Origin of the sequence: Pseudomonas canadensis (assembly GCF_030980095.1) — a bacterium.
GTDB lineage: Bacteria > Pseudomonadota > Gammaproteobacteria > Pseudomonadales > Pseudomonadaceae > Aquipseudomonas > Aquipseudomonas canadensis.
In genome coordinates, this window is record NZ_CP133298.1 from 4,693,850 (window position 1) to 4,711,827 (window position 17,978).

The 17,978-nt window shown below is 59.3% G+C and carries 16 protein-coding genes; 6 read left to right on the top strand and 10 right to left on the bottom strand.

Going from position 1 to position 17,978, the window contains the following annotated elements; genetic code table 11:
• Window positions 1–36 precede the first annotated feature (36 nt).
• The 8 genes from RB216_RS21655 to ppsA form a co-directional block, all read right to left on the bottom strand.
• The gene (locus RB216_RS21655; protein ID WP_010208496.1) at window positions 37–1,017 is read right to left on the bottom strand and encodes an OmpA family protein; all 981 of its coding nucleotides are present in this window, start codon (window positions 1,015–1,017) and stop codon (window positions 37–39) included.
• Window positions 1,018–1,124: 107 nt separating this feature from the next.
• Window positions 1,125–1,715: an RNA polymerase sigma factor SigX gene (gene sigX / locus RB216_RS21660; protein WP_003175518.1), complete on the bottom strand. Its 591-nt coding sequence runs from the start codon at window positions 1,713–1,715 to the stop codon at window positions 1,125–1,127.
• A gap of 87 nt (window positions 1,716–1,802) precedes the next feature.
• Window positions 1,803–2,627 carry a mechanosensitive ion channel family protein gene (locus tag RB216_RS21665; RefSeq protein WP_003175519.1) on the bottom strand — a complete coding sequence of 275 codons (825 nt, stop codon included), beginning with the start codon at window positions 2,625–2,627 and terminating at the stop codon, window positions 1,803–1,805.
• Window positions 2,628–2,629: 2 nt separating this feature from the next.
• The gene (locus RB216_RS21670) at window positions 2,630–2,875 is read right to left on the bottom strand and encodes a hypothetical protein (RefSeq protein WP_005790375.1); all 246 of its coding nucleotides are present in this window, start codon (window positions 2,873–2,875) and stop codon (window positions 2,630–2,632) included.
• Window positions 2,876–2,961: 86 nt separating this feature from the next.
• The gene (cmaX, locus tag RB216_RS21675) at window positions 2,962–3,957 is read right to left on the bottom strand and encodes a divalent cation transporter CmaX (RefSeq protein ID WP_308907857.1); all 996 of its coding nucleotides are present in this window, start codon (window positions 3,955–3,957) and stop codon (window positions 2,962–2,964) included.
• A gap of 13 nt (window positions 3,958–3,970) precedes the next feature.
• Window positions 3,971–4,462 carry a ribonuclease E activity regulator RraA gene (gene rraA / locus RB216_RS21680; RefSeq protein ID WP_308907858.1) on the bottom strand — a complete coding sequence of 164 codons (492 nt, stop codon included), beginning with the start codon at window positions 4,460–4,462 and terminating at the stop codon, window positions 3,971–3,973.
• 188 nt (window positions 4,463–4,650) lie between these two features.
• Complete coding sequence (locus RB216_RS21685) at window positions 4,651–5,640, bottom strand: alpha/beta fold hydrolase (RefSeq protein WP_068935367.1); 990 nt, start codon at window positions 5,638–5,640, stop codon at window positions 4,651–4,653.
• A gap of 106 nt (window positions 5,641–5,746) precedes the next feature.
• Window positions 5,747–8,122, bottom strand: a complete 2,376-nt coding sequence (gene ppsA / locus RB216_RS21690) for a phosphoenolpyruvate synthase (protein ID WP_028617515.1) — start codon at window positions 8,120–8,122, stop codon at window positions 5,747–5,749.
• A 178-nt stretch (window positions 8,123–8,300) separates the two neighbouring features.
• On the opposite strand from ppsA, the gene ppsR reads away from it, so the two are divergent.
• Complete coding sequence (ppsR, locus tag RB216_RS21695) at window positions 8,301–9,119, top strand: posphoenolpyruvate synthetase regulatory kinase/phosphorylase PpsR (RefSeq protein WP_003193298.1); 819 nt, start codon at window positions 8,301–8,303, stop codon at window positions 9,117–9,119.
• Window positions 9,120–9,195: 76 nt separating this feature from the next.
• Here the strand turns inward: ppsR and RB216_RS21700 are convergent, their stop codons facing one another.
• Window positions 9,196–10,620 carry an aminotransferase-like domain-containing protein gene (locus RB216_RS21700; RefSeq protein WP_016979259.1) on the bottom strand — a complete coding sequence of 475 codons (1,425 nt, stop codon included), beginning with the start codon at window positions 10,618–10,620 and terminating at the stop codon, window positions 9,196–9,198.
• A gap of 160 nt (window positions 10,621–10,780) precedes the next feature.
• Between RB216_RS21700 and RB216_RS21705 the strand changes: the two genes are divergently transcribed.
• Genes RB216_RS21705 through RB216_RS21725 form a run of 5 tightly spaced genes read left to right on the top strand, consistent with a single transcriptional unit; the run spans window position 10,781 to window position 16,254 of the window.
• Window positions 10,781–11,674 carry a DMT family transporter gene (locus RB216_RS21705; protein WP_164673174.1) on the top strand — a complete coding sequence of 298 codons (894 nt, stop codon included), beginning with the start codon at window positions 10,781–10,783 and terminating at the stop codon, window positions 11,672–11,674.
• 26 nt (window positions 11,675–11,700) lie between these two features.
• Window positions 11,701–13,563, top strand: coding sequence for a molybdopterin-synthase adenylyltransferase MoeB (gene moeB, locus RB216_RS21710; RefSeq protein WP_068935371.1), 1,863 nt, complete (start codon window positions 11,701–11,703; stop codon window positions 13,561–13,563).
• A gap of 15 nt (window positions 13,564–13,578) precedes the next feature.
• Window positions 13,579–14,493: a PLP-dependent cysteine synthase family protein gene (locus tag RB216_RS21715; protein ID WP_308907859.1), complete on the top strand. Its 915-nt coding sequence runs from the start codon at window positions 13,579–13,581 to the stop codon at window positions 14,491–14,493.
• A 37-nt stretch (window positions 14,494–14,530) separates the two neighbouring features.
• The gene (locus tag RB216_RS21720) at window positions 14,531–15,523 is read left to right on the top strand and encodes a serine O-acetyltransferase (protein WP_028617518.1); all 993 of its coding nucleotides are present in this window, start codon (window positions 14,531–14,533) and stop codon (window positions 15,521–15,523) included.
• Window positions 15,524–15,525: 2 nt separating this feature from the next.
• Window positions 15,526–16,254 carry an alanyl-tRNA editing protein gene (locus tag RB216_RS21725; RefSeq protein ID WP_308907860.1) on the top strand — a complete coding sequence of 243 codons (729 nt, stop codon included), beginning with the start codon at window positions 15,526–15,528 and terminating at the stop codon, window positions 16,252–16,254.
• Window positions 16,255–16,356: 102 nt separating this feature from the next.
• On the opposite strand, the gene prpD is transcribed toward RB216_RS21725, so the two are convergent.
• A complete protein-coding gene (gene prpD / locus RB216_RS21730; protein WP_308907861.1) occupies window positions 16,357–17,841 on the bottom strand; it encodes a 2-methylcitrate dehydratase in 1,485 nt (494 codons plus the stop codon).
• Window positions 17,842–17,978 lie beyond the last annotated feature (137 nt).

The following is a 17,978-nucleotide window of genomic DNA, read 5'->3' on the forward strand; positions in this document are numbered from 1 at the left end:
CCGGCCTAAGCCGGGCTTTTTTCTACCACTCAGTAATTACTGAGCTTGAGCTTCTACCGACGCTTCTACGCGACGGTTAACAGCACGACCAGCTTCAGTTGCGTTGTCAGCAACTGGGCGGGATTCGCCGTAACCTACCGCGGTGATGCGGCTAGGAGCAACGCCGTCTTTAACCAGGACTTGCTTAACAGCGTCAGCACGACGCTGGGACAGCTTCTGGTTGTAAGCGTCTGGACCGACGGAGTCAGTGTGACCAGCAACTTCTACGTTGGTAGCTGGGTACTGAGCCATGAAGTCGGCCAGGTTTTTAACGTCGCCGTAGCTGTTAGGCTTAACAACCGACTTGTCGAAGTCGAACTTAACGTCCAGCTCAACACGAACAACCTGAGCAACTGGAGCTTCTGGCTCTGGAGTTGGCTCTGGAGCTGGTGCTGGGGTAGGAGCTGGAGCAACTGCGCCAGCGTTACCGCCGAAGTTTACGCCCAGGCCGACCAGTGCGGAGTAGTCCCACTTGCCGTTGTCCAGACCGTAGTCAGCTTCAACACCGGCACGAGCGTACAGGTTGTTGGTGAAGTAGTACTTCACGCCAGTACCAACGGTAGCGAAGGTAGTCTGGTCGCGACCGCTGTGGCCGTCAGCTTGAACGTTAGTACGGCTCTGGTGGCCGAAACCGCCTTCAACGTATGGACGCAGGCTGTCTACGCCAGCTTGACCGAAGTGATACTGGGCAACCAGGCTGCCGGTATCGCCTTTGATCTTCTGGTTACCAGTACCGTCGTTCGAACGGGTGTGGTTGGTCTTGTCGTAGGACAGGTTCAAGGACAGGTCGTCGGTCAGGAAGTAACCGATGCGAGCGCCAGGATTGAAGCCGTCTTCGATGTGCTTGACGCTATCGTTGTACTGCTTCTTGTAGAACAGCTCGCCTTCAACTGCGCCTTGGCCTTGTGCCAGAACGCCGAAAGAAGTAGCGGCAATAAGAGAACCAATGGCCAAGCCCAAGGTGTTTTTCAGTTTCATCCGTTAAATCCCCATCTGGTGATTGTAAAGCAGTCCCACAAACCGGGGGACAACTCGGCGACAAGTCTAACAGAACTTGCCTACACGTAAGAGATATTTGCCACGCACTAAGTTTCAGTCTCGCCCGCAAATTTCTCACGTAATTTATCAAGAGCACGTTTGTAACGCATTTTTGTAGCACTCAAACCCATGTGCATGATGTCAGCGATTTCCTGAAATTCCAGCTCTGCGACAAATCGTAGCACCAGAATTTCCCGGTCAATCGGGTTCACATACACCAACCAGCGATCAAGTCCGCCCTTCTCCTCGGGTGCCGGCGCCTTCTCTTCAGACGCTTCCTCAAGGGGGTCCAGACTCAACGCGTCCATCAAGCGACGCTTTCGCCGTTCCTTCCGATACTGCGTGATGCACTCGTTGTACGTGATGCTGTATAGCCACGTCTTGAACTTCGATTTTCCCTCGAAGTTCTTCAGGCCGTACAGCACCTTGAGCATCACTTCCTGACAGACATCATCCGCATCTCTATCGTTCCCTAAATACCTTGAACAAACGTTGAACAGAGTGCGTTGATATCTGCGCATCAATTCTTCGTACGCGCGAGTTACGTGAAACAGCTCCGTGTGTGCGCGCGCGACCAACTCCTCATCAGAGAGCTCACGGGGGTCATAGCGCGTGGACAGCGTTTGGGCTTTATTCAAAACAAGTCGTGCCGACAGTCAGGTCAATGTCCGCCACAACCCGGTCAGCCGGGCCAGCGGCGGCGTACATTAGCAGGGTTTGCCGGATTAGCGGCTACTGACCTGCTGTTCCAGGAGAATCCGATTGGACAGCGACACCAGGTCGCCGTCATCGGTCAGCACCGTCGTCTTGACTGTGCCGATCTCCTCGATTTGCCCTTCGACCTCGCCCACACGCACCTGTTGCCCCACTTGATACAACTCACGCACGTAGATTCCCGCAAGAATCTGACCGGCAATTTCCCGGCTTCCCAAGCCCATGGCCAGCGCAACGGCCAGACCAACGGTAATCAAAACAATCACAATCACATGGTTGAGCAGGTCAGTCTTGACCTCTAACTGGCTGATCGCGACCGAAATACTGATGATAATCACCAGGCCCTGGGCAATTCTCCCCAGGCCCGCAGCATAGTCCAGCCCCACGCCTTCAGCGGCACCGCGCACCAGCCCATTGGCCAGTTGCGCCAGCAAAACGCCTACCAGCAGCACCAGCGCGCCGCCAAAAACCTTCGGCAAATACAGCGCCAGCATGTCGAGCGTAGCTGAAACTCGCTCAAGTCCAAGGGATTGAGCCGCAGAAACCAGAAAAATCAGCAAAACAAACCAATAAACGATCTTGCCAATCAAGGTAGAGATCGGCACTTGCAGCCCGGCACGCCCCAGCAGCTTGGTCAGTCCGGTGCCCGCCATCAGGCGATCGAGGCCCAGTTTTGCGAGCAGTTTGGACAGCAGGGTGTCGAGCAGCTTGGCCACGACAAAGCCCAGCAATACCAGGACCAGGGCACCAAACAAGTTGGGAATGAAGTTCGCCACCTTGGTCCACAATGCGGTCATCGCGGTGACCAGGCTCTGAGTCCAGAGATCAAGTTCCATATTCAATCAGCCTTATCAGCAGTGCGAGCAAGAGGTTTACGACGGGAAACCGGCGATACATGGGCCGAACCGTTGTTCAGGGCCATCATCAACGCCGGCAGCCAGCGGCCGAGCAGACCGAACAGGTCACCCGCACCGACCTGACGGTTGGCGGTTTTCAACACGCGGCCCAGGCAGGCATCGTCGTCGCGGTTGGACGGCGAGGCATTGAGCATGTCACGCAAAGACTGTTCGAACGGATCGTGCATAAAGACCTCTCGCAAGTGATTTAAAAGACGAGGGTAAAATTCTTGAGGTCACATAGGACCGTACGTACGTTCAGGTCATATTCAGCTCAAACCCAGCGCAATCGTCGAAAAAGCCACCATTGTCCGAGTGCAACCGAGACCATTAACAGGCATGCCACCATGAATCCATAGGGGCTGGCGGAGAACGGAATACCGCCCACATTGATCCCCAGCAGACCAGTCAAAAAACTCATCGGAAGAAAGATTCCGGTGATGATCCCGAAGCGATACATGGTGCGGTTCATACGCACGCTCAAACGCCGGTCTTCGGCCTCCAGCACAAGCCCCACGCGCTCCCGGGTCAATTCGAGTTCTTCCAGGTAGCGGGTCAGGCTGTTGTTCAATTCGTTCCAGTAGTCGGCATCGTCGTCACAGAACCACGGCAATTTGATTCGCGTGAGCTGGGCAAAAATATCCCGCTGCGGCGCCAAAAATCGCTTCAGCCCAGCCGCTCGTCGACGGATCTGCAACACGCTGCCATGTTCCGGCGTATACCGTTCGTCGGTATCGAGTTTTTCTTCCTCGATATCGACGATTTCAGACAGGTCGGAGACCAGATCCTGCACTTTATTGGTCAGGTACTGCGCCATATAAAGGATGAGTTCCGACGCGGTCTTAGGCCCCTTGCCGTCCGCCAGTTGCACCAACAGTTCATCAGTGGCGCGCAACGGGCGCAGGCGTAGGGAAATCACGCGGCTGGCGGCAGCAAAGATGCGTACCGAGACCATGTCTTCCGGCTCCGCACCGGGGTTTAGGTTGACCCCGCGCAGGAACACCAGCAATTCCGAGTCCGGCAGCGGCAACAGGCGCGGACGGGTGTTCTCTTCCAGCAACAAGTCACAGGCAAATTCGCTCAAACCGCTGGATTTGCGCAGCCACGTCTGGGTTTGCGGATGGCTGCGATCCCAATGCAGCCACAGGCTCTCCTGGGGCTGCAGTTGCAAGTCGTCGAGCTCTGTCCGGGCAATCGAACGCGCACCGCCTTTACCGTCCAGCACCAGGGCATGCACCAGGCCCCATTGCGCGTTTTCTTCCTCGAACATCCTTACTCCTGTCTTATTCGGGCATTTTCAGCGGGCTGGGAGAAACGATCACGCCATTGTTATCGGCGTAGATGTATTCACCCGGACGAAAGGTCACACCCGCGAAAGTAACAACCACGTTCAAATCGCCAATACCGCGCTTGTCGGTCTTCATCGGATGGCTGGCCAAGGCCTGTACACCCAGATTGGTCTGGGCAATGACGTCCACATCGCGGATGCAACCGTAGATCACCAGCCCTTCCCAACCGTTTTTCGCCGCTTTCTCGGCGATCATGTCGCCCAGCAGCGCCCGACGCAGGGAGCCGCCACCGTCGACCACCAGCACCTTGCCGGCACCCGGCTGATCGGCTTGTTCCTTGACCAGGGAGTTATCTTCGAAGCATTTGACGGTGACGATCTCGCCGCCGAAGGAATCCCGGCCGCCGAAGTTGCTGAACATCGGTTCGAGCACCTGCACCAGGTCCGGGTAGGCGTCGCACAGATCGGGGGTCACGTAATGGTTCATTGAAAAATTCCTTTCCGTCAAAGAGGTGTCTTTCGAAAGAAGCGCCAGCCAGAGCAGGTGCGAAACATCCCATTCGCCTCGCCGCAACGCAATAGCCACTGCGCGACTGAATATGACCAGAAGCGTTTAACGCGTCATATCTTAGCCGCAACCACACACGAGCGAAACGCCCTTGGCAGAGCGCTGCGTCAAACCGTGGCCAACACCTGCGCCTGCGCACCGGACAATGGTGTGAGCGGATCTTTCAGCCACTGCGCCACCAATGGCCACACTTCGGCCTGGGCGGCTTTGCTCACCAGCATTTCCACATGCCCAAAATCCCCTGTAAAGCCTTGCTGTCGGCCCAGGCACAGGTACTGACGGTGCTCGGAGCCGACTTGCTCGAACAGCTTGCGACAGGCCCAGTCGGGGTCTTGATGATCCCCGGCTGCACTGACCGCCAACAGCGGCACATCGACCTCTGCCAAGCCTTTCCACCAATCGTTTTTACCTTCGCCAAAGCGACCAAACAGGCCATTCCAGCGCATGGCTTCGATCATCACCCCCGCCGGTTCGTCCTCGGGGCCACGTTTCAGGCGCGAGCCGGACACTTCGCCAAAGCGCTTCAACAGCAAGCGGCCGGTCCACTCCACTGGCGGCAGTTTCAACGGCCAATGGGTGCGACTGACCTGACAACCAAACAGCGCCACCGAAGCCACGGCCGGCGTGCCCAGGTGCTGACCGCCTAGCGCCGCTGCCAAGCTGGTGCCACCCAGGGAATGGCCAATCCAGTGAGGAATCTGCTCGCTTTGTTCACGCACGAATGCGCCGATGGCCGGCAAATCGTAACGTGCATAGTCAGCGACGCGGTTGCGGGCGTAGTCATGATTGCGCTTGGACAGGCCATGACCGCGCATTTCCGGGATCCAGACATCAAACCCCTCGCGCGCCAAGTAAGCGCCCAGGCCGATCCCCTTGGGCGAATACCAGAAGCGCCGGTTGGAAAAACTGCCGTGCAATAAAATAACTGGCATGCCCCGGTTTTCCGGGACGTCGGCCAGGCCTAAACGGGTAACCGCCAGCTCGACGGTGCCGTCGGGGCTGTTACCGGGTTTGAGGCGATACACGTCTTCACTCAGGTCGCCACGACGTTCAGCGCTGATCAGGGCGACGGGAAACAGGTTGCTGCTGCTTTGCATAATGCTCTTGCACAAAAAAGGGCGGCGTCCGCGAGGATGCCCGCCCTGTACAGATAAGAATGCCGGTCACCCACGAAGGGTGACCGGCACTTTTGACGTGACGATCTTAGGCGGACGCTTGGCCTTCCGCCAGGAAGAACCAGGTTTCCAGCACGGAATCGGGGTTCAGCGAGACGCTTTCGATGCCCTGTTCCATCAGCCATTTGGCCAGGTCCGGGTGATCGGAAGGGCCTTGGCCGCAGATACCGATGTACTTGCCGGCCTTGTTGCAGGCCTGGATGGCGTTGGCCAGCAGCTTCTTGACCGCAGGATTTCGCTCGTCAAACAGGTGAGCGATGATCCCGGAGTCACGGTCCAGGCCCAGGGTCAGTTGGGTCAGGTCGTTGGAGCCGATGGAGAAACCGTCGAAGAACTCCAGGAATTCTTCGGCCAGGATGGCGTTGGACGGCAGCTCGCACATCATGATCACGCGCAGGCCGTTCTCACCACGGGACAGGCCGTTCTCAGCCAGCAAGTCCACCACCTGGCTCGCTTCGCCCAGGGTGCGCACGAACGGCACCATGATCTCGACGTTGGTCAGGCCCATCTCATTGCGCACGCGCTTGAGGGCGCGGCATTCGAGTTCGAAGCAGTCACGGAACGCTTCGCTGATGTAGCGCGAGGCGCCACGGAAGCCCAGCATCGGGTTTTCTTCTTCCGGCTCGTAAAGCTTGCCGCCGATCAGGTTGGCGTATTCGTTGGACTTGAAGTCCGACAGACGCACGATGACCTTTTTCGGGTAGAACGCCGCCGCCAGGGTGCTGATGCCTTCCACCAGCTTCTCGACGTAGAAGCCCACCGGGTCGTTGTAGCCCGCGATACGCTTGTCGACGCTTTCCTTGATATCCAACGGCAGGCCGTCGTAGTTCAACAGAGCCTTGGGGTGCACGCCGATCATGCGGTTGATGATGAACTCCAGGCGGGCCAGGCCCACGCCGGCGTTCGGCAACTGCGCGAAGTCGAAGGCACGGTCCGGGTTGCCGACGTTCATCATGATCTTGAACGGCAAGTCCGGCATGGCATCGATGGAGTTCTGCTTGATATCGAAGCCCAGCTCGCCTTCAAAGATGAAACCGGTGTCGCCTTCGGCGCAGGACACGGTCACGCCCTGGCCGTCCTTGAGCAGTTGGGTCGCGTTGCCGCAGCCCACCACCGCAGGGATCCCCAGTTCACGGGCGATGATCGCCGCGTGGCAGGTACGCCCGCCACGGTTGGTGACAATGGCGCTGGCGCGTTTCATCACCGGTTCCCAGTCCGGGTCGGTCATGTCGGATACCAGCACGTCGCCTGGCTGGACTTTGTCCATTTCGGACACGTCCTTGATGATCCGCACCTTGCCGGCGCCGATGCGCTGGCCGATGGCACGGCCTTCCACCAGCACGGTGCCGGTTTCTTTGAGCAGGTAGCGTTCCATGACATTGGCCGAGGTGCGGCTTTTCACGGTTTCCGGACGGGCCTGCACGATGTACAGCTTGCCGTCGTCACCGTCCTTGGCCCACTCGATGTCCATCGGGCACTTGTAATGCTTTTCGATGATCATCGCTTGTTTGGCCAGTTCGCTGACTTCAGCGTCGGTCAGGCAGAAACGCGCGCGTTCGGCCTTGTCGACTTCAACGGTTTTCACCGAGCGACCGGCCTTGGCCTCGTCGCCGTAAATCATCTTGATGGCCTTGCTGCCCAGGTTGCGGCGCAGGATGGCCGGGCGGCCGGCTTCAAGGGTGTGTTTATGTACGTAGAATTCGTCGGGGTTGACCGCGCCTTGGACGACGGTTTCGCCCAGGCCGTAGGCGCCGGTGATAAACACCACGTCACGGAAGCCCGATTCGGTATCGAGGGTGAACATCACGCCAGCAGTGCCGGTTTCCGAACGCACCATGCGCTGCACACCGGCAGACAGGGCCACCAGCTTGTGGTCGAAACCTTGGTGCACACGGTAGGAAATGGCGCGGTCGTTGAACAGCGAGGCGAACACTTCCTTGGCCGCGCGGATCACGTTTTCAACGCCGCGGATGTTCAGGAAGGTTTCTTGCTGGCCGGCGAAGGAAGCGTCCGGCAAGTCTTCGGCGGTGGCAGAGGAGCGTACGGCAACGGCGACGTCCGGGTTACCGGCCGACAGCGCGGCGAAGGCGGTGCGGATTTCTTCGTTGAGCTTCTCGGGGAACTCGGCTTCCATGATCCATTGGCGGATCTGGGCGCCTGTCTTGGCCAGGGCATTGACGTCATCGACGTCCAGGGCGTCCAGCGCGGCGTGGATCTGAGCGTTGAGGCCGCTCAGTTCGAGGAAATCGCGGTAAGCCTGGGCCGTGGTGGCGAAACCACCGGGCACCGACACACCAGCGCCTGCAAGATTACTGATCATCTCGCCGAGGGATGCGTTCTTGCCCCCCACGTGCTCTACATCATGGACGCCGAGCTTATCGAGGGAAACTACGTACTCTACCAAGGTGATCTCTCCACTAACTGTGTTGGAAAAGCTCAGGACGCCAGCTGCTCAGTAGGAGCGAGTGCCAGCGCTTGTGGCCTGGACCTGGAAAATAAGTGAGAATGCGGCCCACTGCGGGACGGCAAAATCGCGCCTATCATATCCAAGATTCGCCATCAGCTTAAGGCCCAGGGCTCAAATGAAACGATCTGCTTTCTTTATCTCCGACGGCACCGGCATCACAGCCGAAACATTGGGTCAAAGCCTGCTCGCGCAGTTCGAAAACATTACCTTCGCCAAATTCACGCGACCGTACATCGACAGCGTGGATAAAGCGCGGGCCATGGTACAACAAATCAATCTGGCGGCCGAAAAAGACGGTTTTCGTCCGATCATTTTCGACACCATCGTCAATCAAGACATTCGTGAGATTCTCGCAACGTCGAATGGTTTCATGATCGACATCTTCTCGACGTTCCTCGCGCCACTGGAACAAGAGCTGAGTGAACATTCGTCGTACTCGGTAGGAAAGTCCCATTCCATTGGCCATAACTCCAACTATATGGAGCGTATCGAGGCGGTGAACTTTGCCCTCGACAACGACGACGGCGCCCGCACCCACTACTACGACAAGGCCGACCTGATCCTGGTGGGCGTGTCCCGCTGCGGCAAAACGCCCACCTGTCTGTACATGGCCATGCAATTCGGCATCCGCGCGGCCAACTATCCGCTGACCGAGGACGACATGGAGCATTTGACGCTGCCGGCCGCCCTGCGCGCGCATTCGCACAAGCTGTTCGGGCTGACCATTGATCCGGATCGGCTGACGGCGATCCGCAATGAACGCAAGCCCAACAGCCGCTATTCCAGCTATGCGCAGTGCGAGTTCGAAGTGCGAGAAGTAGAAAATCTGTTCCGTCGCGAGAATATTGCGCACATCAATTCCACGCATTTTTCGGTGGAAGAGATTTCGGCGAAGATTCTGGTGGAGAAGGGCGTGGAGCGGCGCTTCAAATAATGTTGTCTGCCTATTACCTTGTGGTGAGCGAGCTTGCCTCGCGCGGGGCAAGCCCGCTCACCACAAGGATCAAGGCCTACAACTGAAACCTCCCTCCCCCCTGCCCCAACGCCGTCGCCAACGCATCAAACCCCGCCCGCAACAGCTGGTCATCTCCCGACGTATTGCAGATACTCGCCCGAATAAATTGCGGCACCGCCGTCTGCCCGACCGCAAACGCCTCGGCGGTGGCAATCAGGTAATTATTCTGCTTGAGCTCCGCCTCGATTTCCGACGCCCGCCACGGCTCCGGTACTTCAATCCAGAAGTGCGGGCTGTTGAGGTGGGTGCGGTACTCCAGGCCGATCAGTAGGTCACGGACCAGGGCCTTGCGCCGGCTGATTTCGTTGATCTGCTGGCGCAGCAGGTACTCCGCCGTACCGTTTTCGATCCACTGGGTAGCAAGCTCCAAGGTGACGGGCGTAGCCATCCAGCAGGTCGAACGCAGCGCCGCCGAAATACGGCTGACCAACGCCGGTGGCGCGTGCACATAACCCACACGCAGCCCGGCCGATACGGCTTTGCTCAGGCTGCTGATCAAAATCGTACGCTCGGGGGCGAAATGGCTGAGGGGCGGCGGCCGGTCCTCGACCAGTACACCGTGGGCCTCGTCCTCAAGAATCAGCAGGTTGTGCTCGCGACACACTTTGACCAAGGCTTCGCGGCGCGCCACCGAAAGTACCGCCGTGGTCGGATTCTGGATCGTCGGTGTGCAGTACAGCGCTGAAACCCGGTGATTTCGACAGACTTCATCCAGCGCGCCCGGCAGCACGCCTTCTTCATCCATCTCCAGGCCGATCAACCGGATACCCAGCATCCGCGCGGCGGTAATCAGGCCTGGATACGTCAGTTGCTCGGTGACCACCGTATCGCCGGCCCGCAACAGCGCCATCATTGAGCACAGCAAGCCGTGCTGGCCGCCATTGACGCAGATGACCTGCTCGGGGATCGGATGAAAATCACGCTGCACCAGCCATTGCGCGCCCGCTTCACGGTAGCGCGGCAGGCCGGCGTCCGGGGTGTAGGCGCTGATGTCCTGGAGGAATTTGGCGTTGGTCGACAGGGTCTGGAAGCTCTGGGCCAGGAACACGGTTTCCTGACCGGGGATGTGCATATTGCGGCTCATGTCGAAGTACTGGCGCGGTTCTTCGCTGAAGTTGCGAAAACCCTCATCGCGCTGGCGCTCCATCCCACGCTTGCGCACGAAAGTACCGTCACCAACCCGCGCCACCACCAACCCCAGGCGCTCCAGTTCGCCGTAGGCCCGGCTGATGGTGCCGATCGTCACACCCAGATTGTCGGAAAGCACCCGATGGGGCGGCAGTTTTCGTCCTGGTTCAATCAAGCCTTCGAGGATGCCCCGTTCCATGACATCGGACAGGCGCTTGTACTTCACGCCCTGCCCGTTGGACAACCCCTCACGCATAATTGACACCATGTCAATATTTGTTTTGACAGCCATCTTTCGCCCTAATAGTGTGCTTTTACGGGTTCAATCGCCGGATTTTACAACTCATTACAAGCTCAATATAGAGTTCAATTTCGGCTCAGGGAAGCAATAAACGATGCCAATGTCCGCCGTTCTCGAAAATACCGCCAAGACAAAAACCCAAAAACAGTGGTTGGCCGGGCTGATCACCAGCGTGATGTTCCTGATCGTCTGTCTGAGTTGGGGCACCACGTGGCTGGGGATCAAGATTGCCGTGGAGAGCGTGCCGCCACTGACGTCCGCGGGCCTGCGCTTCCTGATCGCTTTCCCGCTGTTCCTGTGTTTTGCCATGGTGCGCCGCGAGCCGATCCTGTTCCCCCGCGAGAGCCGCTGGTTCTTCGTGTTCGTGACCCTGTCCTACTTCAGCGTGCCCTACTACCTGCTCAACTACGGCGAGATGCATGTCTCGTCCGGCCTGACCGCGCTGCTGTTCAGCTGCATGCCGGTGTTCATCCTGATTTTCTCTGCGCTGTTCCTGCGTGAGCGCATCTACTTTTCCCAGGTGGTTGGCATCGGTATCGGCTTCGGCAGCCTCTACATGATCATCAGGAGCCAGGGCCTGCACCTGGACCACGCGGAGTTCTTCGGAGTGCTGGCGATTCTGACCGCCGCGATCATGCATGCCTTGTGCTATGTCATTACCAAGCAGAAAGGCAGCGCCATCAGTGTGATCACCTACAACACCCTGCCCATCGGCATTGCCGGGCTGATGCTGTTCGTCGCCGGGCTGTGGTTTGAAGCGCCGACCTTCGACGCCATCACCCTGCGCTCCTGGGGTGCGCTGTTCTACCTGGGCCTGGTGGCTTCGGTGGGCGGGTTCATCGTGTACTTCATGCTGCTCAAGCGCTTGAGCCCGATCATCCTGTCATTCGTGTTCATCATCTTCCCGGTGTTCGCGGTGATCATCGGCGCCTGGTACGAAGGCGTGTCGATTTCCCGCGACCTGATGCTGTATTCGGCCATCCTGCTGGCCGGCTTTGCGATCACCAAGTTGCCGGTTGAAAAACTCCTGGCCAAGAAAAATTGACCCTTCTACAACCACGCGAGAGAAACATGGACGTCCTCCGCCCCAAAGCCCTGGAACAGATCTACGCCCACGCCAGCCGCAGCTACCCCGAAGAATGCTGTGGTTTTGTCTTCGCCGACGGCAGCGTGTACCTGGGCAGCAATATCCAGAATGAACTGCACCACAAGAACCCCGAGATGTATCCGCGCAGCGCGGCCAACGGCTACACCTTCTCGGTGGCCGACACCCTGTTGATGAACAAGGCGTTTCGCAGCGACAACCCGGTGGTAGTGATCTACCACTCGCACCCGGATGTAGGTGCCTATTTCAGCGACGAAGACCAGGACAAGGCGCTGTTCATGGGCGAACCGATCTACCCCGTCAGCTACCTGGTGGTCGACGTTCGCCAGGGCCAGCCCCTTGGTTCCAAGCTGTTTGCCTGGGATGGCAAGCATTTCGCTCTTCAACCTTTCAACGACCTGCACACGGAGTTGTCCATGAACGCTGTCTCTTTCCCCGACATTCTGGTCCGCGTGGCCAAGCTGCCGGAATCGACCCTCGAGGGCACCGGATCGACATTGCGCGAAGTCATTGAAAACCTCTGCAGCAGTCACCCACAGTTGCGTCCGCACCTGTTTCACGAGAAGAACAACCAGCTCAAGGAGCACTTCCTGTTTACCGCCGAGGAAGAGCTGGTTGGCGCGGATGACCCACTGCCCGAGAAAGCCAGAATCGAGGTGCTGCTGGCCACGTCCGGCGGCATGGACGTCGACGCGCTGAGCAATGAAGAAGTACAACGCTACGTACGCCACATCACCCTGCCCGGTGTGGGTCGCGAAGGTCAGTTGAACCTCAAGAAAGCCAAGGTGCTGATCATCGGCACCGGCGGTCTGGGCTCGCCGATCAGCCTGTATCTGGCGGCTGCCGGGGTCGGCACCCTGGGGCTGGTGGACTTTGATGTGGTGGAAAGCAGCAACCTGCAACGCCAGATCGTCCACGGCAACAGCACCCTCGGCATGCCCAAAGTCGAATCCGCCAAGCAGCGCCTGCAAGACCTCAACCGCCATATCCAGATCAACGCCCACGACACCGCGTTGAATGCCGACAACGCCCTGGAACTGGTAGGCGCCTACGATCTGGTGATCGACGGCACCGACAATTTCGACACCCGCTACCTGGTCAACGACGCTTGCGTGCAACTGGGCAAGCCCTTGGTGTACGGCGCCATCTACCGCTTCGACGGGCAGATCAGCGTGCTCAACTATAAAGGCGGGCCGTGCTACCGCTGCCTGTTTCCGAGCGCGCCGCCCGCCGAGCTGGCGCCCAATTGCAGCGCCGGGGGCGTGATCGGCGTGCTGCCCGGTGTGGTCGGGATGATCCAGGCCACCGAGGCAATCAAGTTGCTGATTGGCATCGGCGAACCGCTGTCAGGCCGCTTGATGCGCTTCGATGCGCTGGCGATGAAGTTCAGCGAGATCCGTTTCAAGCGCCGCGCCGACTGCCCATGCTGCTCCGAGGCTCGCCACAGCGAAACCCTGGCACCGACCGCCTGCGCGGATGCCGTGCCCAGCCAACCGTCGCTGGCCGAAGAACGCTACATCAAGCCGCGCGTACTCAAGCAAGTACTCGAACACCCCAGCAGCGCCGATGTGCTGCTGGATGTGCGCGACGCCAGCGAACTGGAAGTGTGCAAATTGCCGGGCGTGGTGCATATCCCCCTGGCCGAACTGGACGGCCACCTCGACAGCCTCAGCCGGGACAATACCCATTACCTGATCTGCTACGCCGGCACCCGTGCTGAGCAAGCCGCCAGTACCTTGCTGGCGGCTGGTTTCGCCAACACCAAAGTCCTGCAGGGCGGCATGAAACATTGGGTTCGTGACGTCGAACCCGACATGCCGCTGTATTGAGCCGGGGGCTGAATGATGTTGCATAACTCCATCCTCGAGGTGATCGGCCAGACGCCGATCGTGCGTCTGGCGCAGTTCTCCGAAGACCTCGGTATCGAGGTCTACACCAAGCTCGAATCCCTCAACCCAGGCGGCAGCCACAAGGCGCGCATCGCCTTGGGCATGATCCTCGACGCCGAGCGCCGAGGCGTGCTGATCCGCGATTCCGGGCAGACCATCATCGAGCCCAGTGGCGGTAACACCGGCATCGGCTTGGTGATGGCGGGCAATGTATTGGGCTACAAAGTGGTGCTGGTGATTCCCGACAACTACAGCCCGGAAAAACAGAAGCTGCTGCGTTTATACGGGGCCAAGGTGGTGCTGTCGGACAGCCGCCTGGGCAACAACTCTCACGGCGAAAAGTGCATGGAACTGCAGCTGGAAAACCCCAGCTACGTGATGCTCAACCAGCAGCGCAACGGCGCCAACCCACAGACCCATCGCGACACCACCGCACCGGAAATCCTGCGTGCCTTCGGTGAGCTGCGCGCCGACTACTTTGTCAGCGGCATCGGCACCGGGGGGCATATCACTGGCATCGGTGAAACCCTGAAAGCCGCCTGGCCGCAACTACGCGTCATGGGCGTGGAACCGGAGGAGTGCGACCTGCTGAAAAACCAGCACGCACCGCATCACATTCAGGGCCTGTCGATCGGTTTGATCCCGAGCATTCTCAACCTGGACGTGATCGACGGCATGCTCAAGGTCTCGCGCCAGGACTGCATCGACATGATGAAACGCATCATGCGCACCGACGCTATCAGCCTGGGCCTGTCTTCCGCCGCCAACATGGTGGCCATTGCCAAGCTCGCCCCCGAACTGCCGCCCGAAACAGTGGTGCTGACCATGGTCTACGACAATGCCGACAGCTACCTGCCCAGTTTCGAATAAACGGGTTTCCAGCCAACCAGAATGCAGGGGTGCCTCCATGGGCGGTTTTATCGACATGCAACAGTTGCACGATGAGTTGATCACTCACCTCATCAAAACCCTTACGCCCCTACAGATGAAGCAGCTGGAACCGCATCTGGCGCCCCTGATCCAGAATGCTGCCCAGGCAGTAGCCGAAGACCTGATCGCCTACGCCTACCGTGATCCGGCTTCACGCGGGCGCGGTGAGTTGATCCTGGAGTCCTACGCCTCGTTCAAGGCGGTGCTGTATTACCGCCTGGCGCACCTTGTATGGAATTTTCCCGACCAGACCAACGGCGTGTTTTCGCGCATTGCCCTCAAGCTGAGCAACCAGGGCAAGGTGCTTTCCGGCGCCGAGATTCACCCGGCGGCGCGCATCGGCCGACGCTTCGTGCTGGACCACGGCTACGGCACGGTGATCGGCGAAACCTGCGAAATTGGCAACGACTGCTACATCCTCTGCGGCGTGACCCTGGGCGCCCGAGGCATCGCCAACAACCCCGACGGCAAGCGTCACCCACGCCTGGGCAACAACGTCGAGGTCGGCTCCGGTGCCCGCGTGCTGGGTTATGTGCTGATTGGCGACAACGTGTTTATCAGCCCGTCCTGCGTGATCACCCAGGACGTCCCCGCCGGCACTAAAGTGAAGGTGGTGAACCAGATCCAGCTGCAAAAAAACGATGAATCGGACCACAGCAACTACCTCGGAGCCTTCGCCCTGGATGAGCGATTGCATGTGGTGGGCGAAATCAACGCCAGCCATAAGGTGACCGTGCTGGACGCCGATTTCCACCCCCTGCCGGGGCTGATGCTGGAGCCCACGGTCAAGGAGCGCCACCACCTGCAGTTTCGTCTGCACCGTGTCGAGTCGGGCACTCCATTGCCGCGCTTGCCGCTGAACCTGAAAGTCTGCGGGCCGGAATTCGAAATCACCCTGCTCTCCCCCCCTGGCCTGAGTGCAATGGTGCGCTCCCTGCTGCAAGCCAGCCCACTGATCGTCGGAGGTTGAACATGTCCGTGCACACCATGGAAACCCTGGCGCTGTTCGACAGCGCGCCCTACCAGAACGCCTTCAGCGCCCGAGTGATTGCCATCAGCGAACACGGCATCGCCCTGGAGCACACGCTGTTCTACCCCACGGGCGGCGGCCAGCCAGGCGACACGGGCCACCTCACACTGGCCGACGGTACGCGGGTCGAAGTGACCGGCACGGTGCGCGACCCGGTGCTGCGCTCGATCATCTGGCACCAAGTGGAACACTGCCCCGCGCAACTGACCGCCGGGGTACAGGTGGATGCCGGCCTCGATTGGGACCGGCGCTACCAGCACATGAAAATGCACACCTGCCTGCACCTGCTGTGTTCGATCATCGATGCGTCGGTCACCGGATGCAGCATCAGTGCGGACAAGGGCCGGCTGGATTTCGACCTGCCCGAAATGACGCTCGATAAAGACAGCATCACCCGCGACCTCAATGCGCTGATCGAACAGGCTCACGCGGTGAAAACCCTGTCGATGCCGGCTTCCGAATATTCGACCCTGCTACAGATCACGCGTACACAGGCAGTGGCTCCGCCGGTGATTCAGGGGTCGGTACGGGTGATTGAAATCGCCGGCATTGATATCCAGCCGTGTGGGGGTACCCATGTGATCAACACCGAAGAAATCGGCCGGGTGTTTTGCGAGAAGATCGAGAAGAAAAGTAAGCACAACCGCCGGGTGATCCTGCGGTTTGAATAACGCCTGGCCCGGACACGATGGCACTGGTAGTGAAAAAATGTAGGAGCGGGCTTGCTCGCTCCCACATTGATCGGGTTCCGACAGAGGAATACGTGATGCCAATTAGATCACGAACAGGTCCACAAACCGATTGACCGGTGTGGCTTCAAGCCGTGCCTGATCCTTGCACAGCGCAAAAATCTCGGCACTGCGCTGCGCGGTAAACCGTGTGGCCAGATTGGCCTTGAACTTGTCTTCCAGCAACGGAATGCCGTCCACCCGACGCCGGCGATGGCCAATCGGGTACTCCACCGCCACCTGCTCGGTGCTGCTGCCATCCTTGAAGAACACCTGCACCGCATTGGCGATAGAGCGCTTGTCGGCCTCCAGGTATTCGCGGCTGTAACGTGGGTCTTCGACGATGACCATTTTGTCGCGCAACTGATCGATGATCGGGTGGGCAGCGTGGAATTCATCCTCGTACTGCTCGGCCACCAGGTTGCCGAATGCCAACGGCACGGCGGTCATGTATTGCAGGCAGTGATCGCGGTCAGCGGCGTTGGCCAGTTGGCCGACTTTGGAAATGATACGAATCGCCGATTCATGGGTGGTGATCACGATGCGCTCGATTTCCTGTAGGCGGTCTTTCACCAACGGATGTAGCGTCACCGCAGCCTCGCAGGCGGTTTGCGCGTGGAATTCGGCGGGGAAGCTGATCTTGAACAGCACGTTTTCCATCACATAGGTGCCGTAGGGTTGGGCCAGGCTGAACGCGCGTTTGTCCTCCGGCTTGAGCGCCAGGTCCTTGTTGGTGTGGCTGAACAGCACGTCATAGAAACCCCACTGCGGCGCGCTCAAGACACCCGGAATACCCATCTCGCCACGCATGGCGATATCCGCCAGGCGCACGCCCCGACTGGAGGCATCGCCCGCTGCCCAGGATTTGCGCGAGCCGGCATTCGGTGCATGCCGGTACGTACGCAATGCCTGCCCATCGACAAACGCATGGGACAGCGCCGCCAGCAACTGCTCACGGTTGGCGCCCATCAGCTTGGCGGTGACCGCCGTGGAGGCGACTTTCACCAACAGCACATGGTCAAGGCCCACGCGGTTGAAGGAGTTTTCCAGGGCAATCACGCCTTGGATTTCGTGGGCCATGATCATCGCTTCCAGCACTGCGCGCACGGTCAGCGGCGCATCGCCATTGGCCACGCGTTTCTGCGACAGGTGATCGGCCACGGCGAGGATGCCGCCGAGGTTGTCCGAGGGGTGGCCCCATTCGGCGGCGAGCCAGGTGTCGTTGTAATCGAGCCAGCGCACGATGCAGCCGATGTCCCACGCGGCCTTGACCGGGTCCAACCGAAACGACGTGCCCGGCACCCGCGCGCCAAACGGCACCACCGTGCCCTCGACGATCGGCCCCAGGTGCTTGGTGCATTCGGGGAAACGCAGGGCTAGCAGGCCGCAGCCCAAGGTGTCCATCAGGCAGTTGCGGGCGGTGTCCAGTGCATCCCGGGAGTCGATCCGGTAGTTGAGGACATAGTCAGCAATATCCTGCAGGACCTGATCGTAGTCCGGACGGTTGTTCTGGTCGACGTTGGCGCTCATGGCAGTACTCCAAGAAGAGGGTTGGGATCAGTCCTCGGGCTCACGGTTGTCAAAAAGCAGATCTTGGATGCCTGCCTTGGAATAGATATCTCCTGTGGGAGCGAGCTTGCTCGCGAAGGCGGTGTGTCAGGCACTGA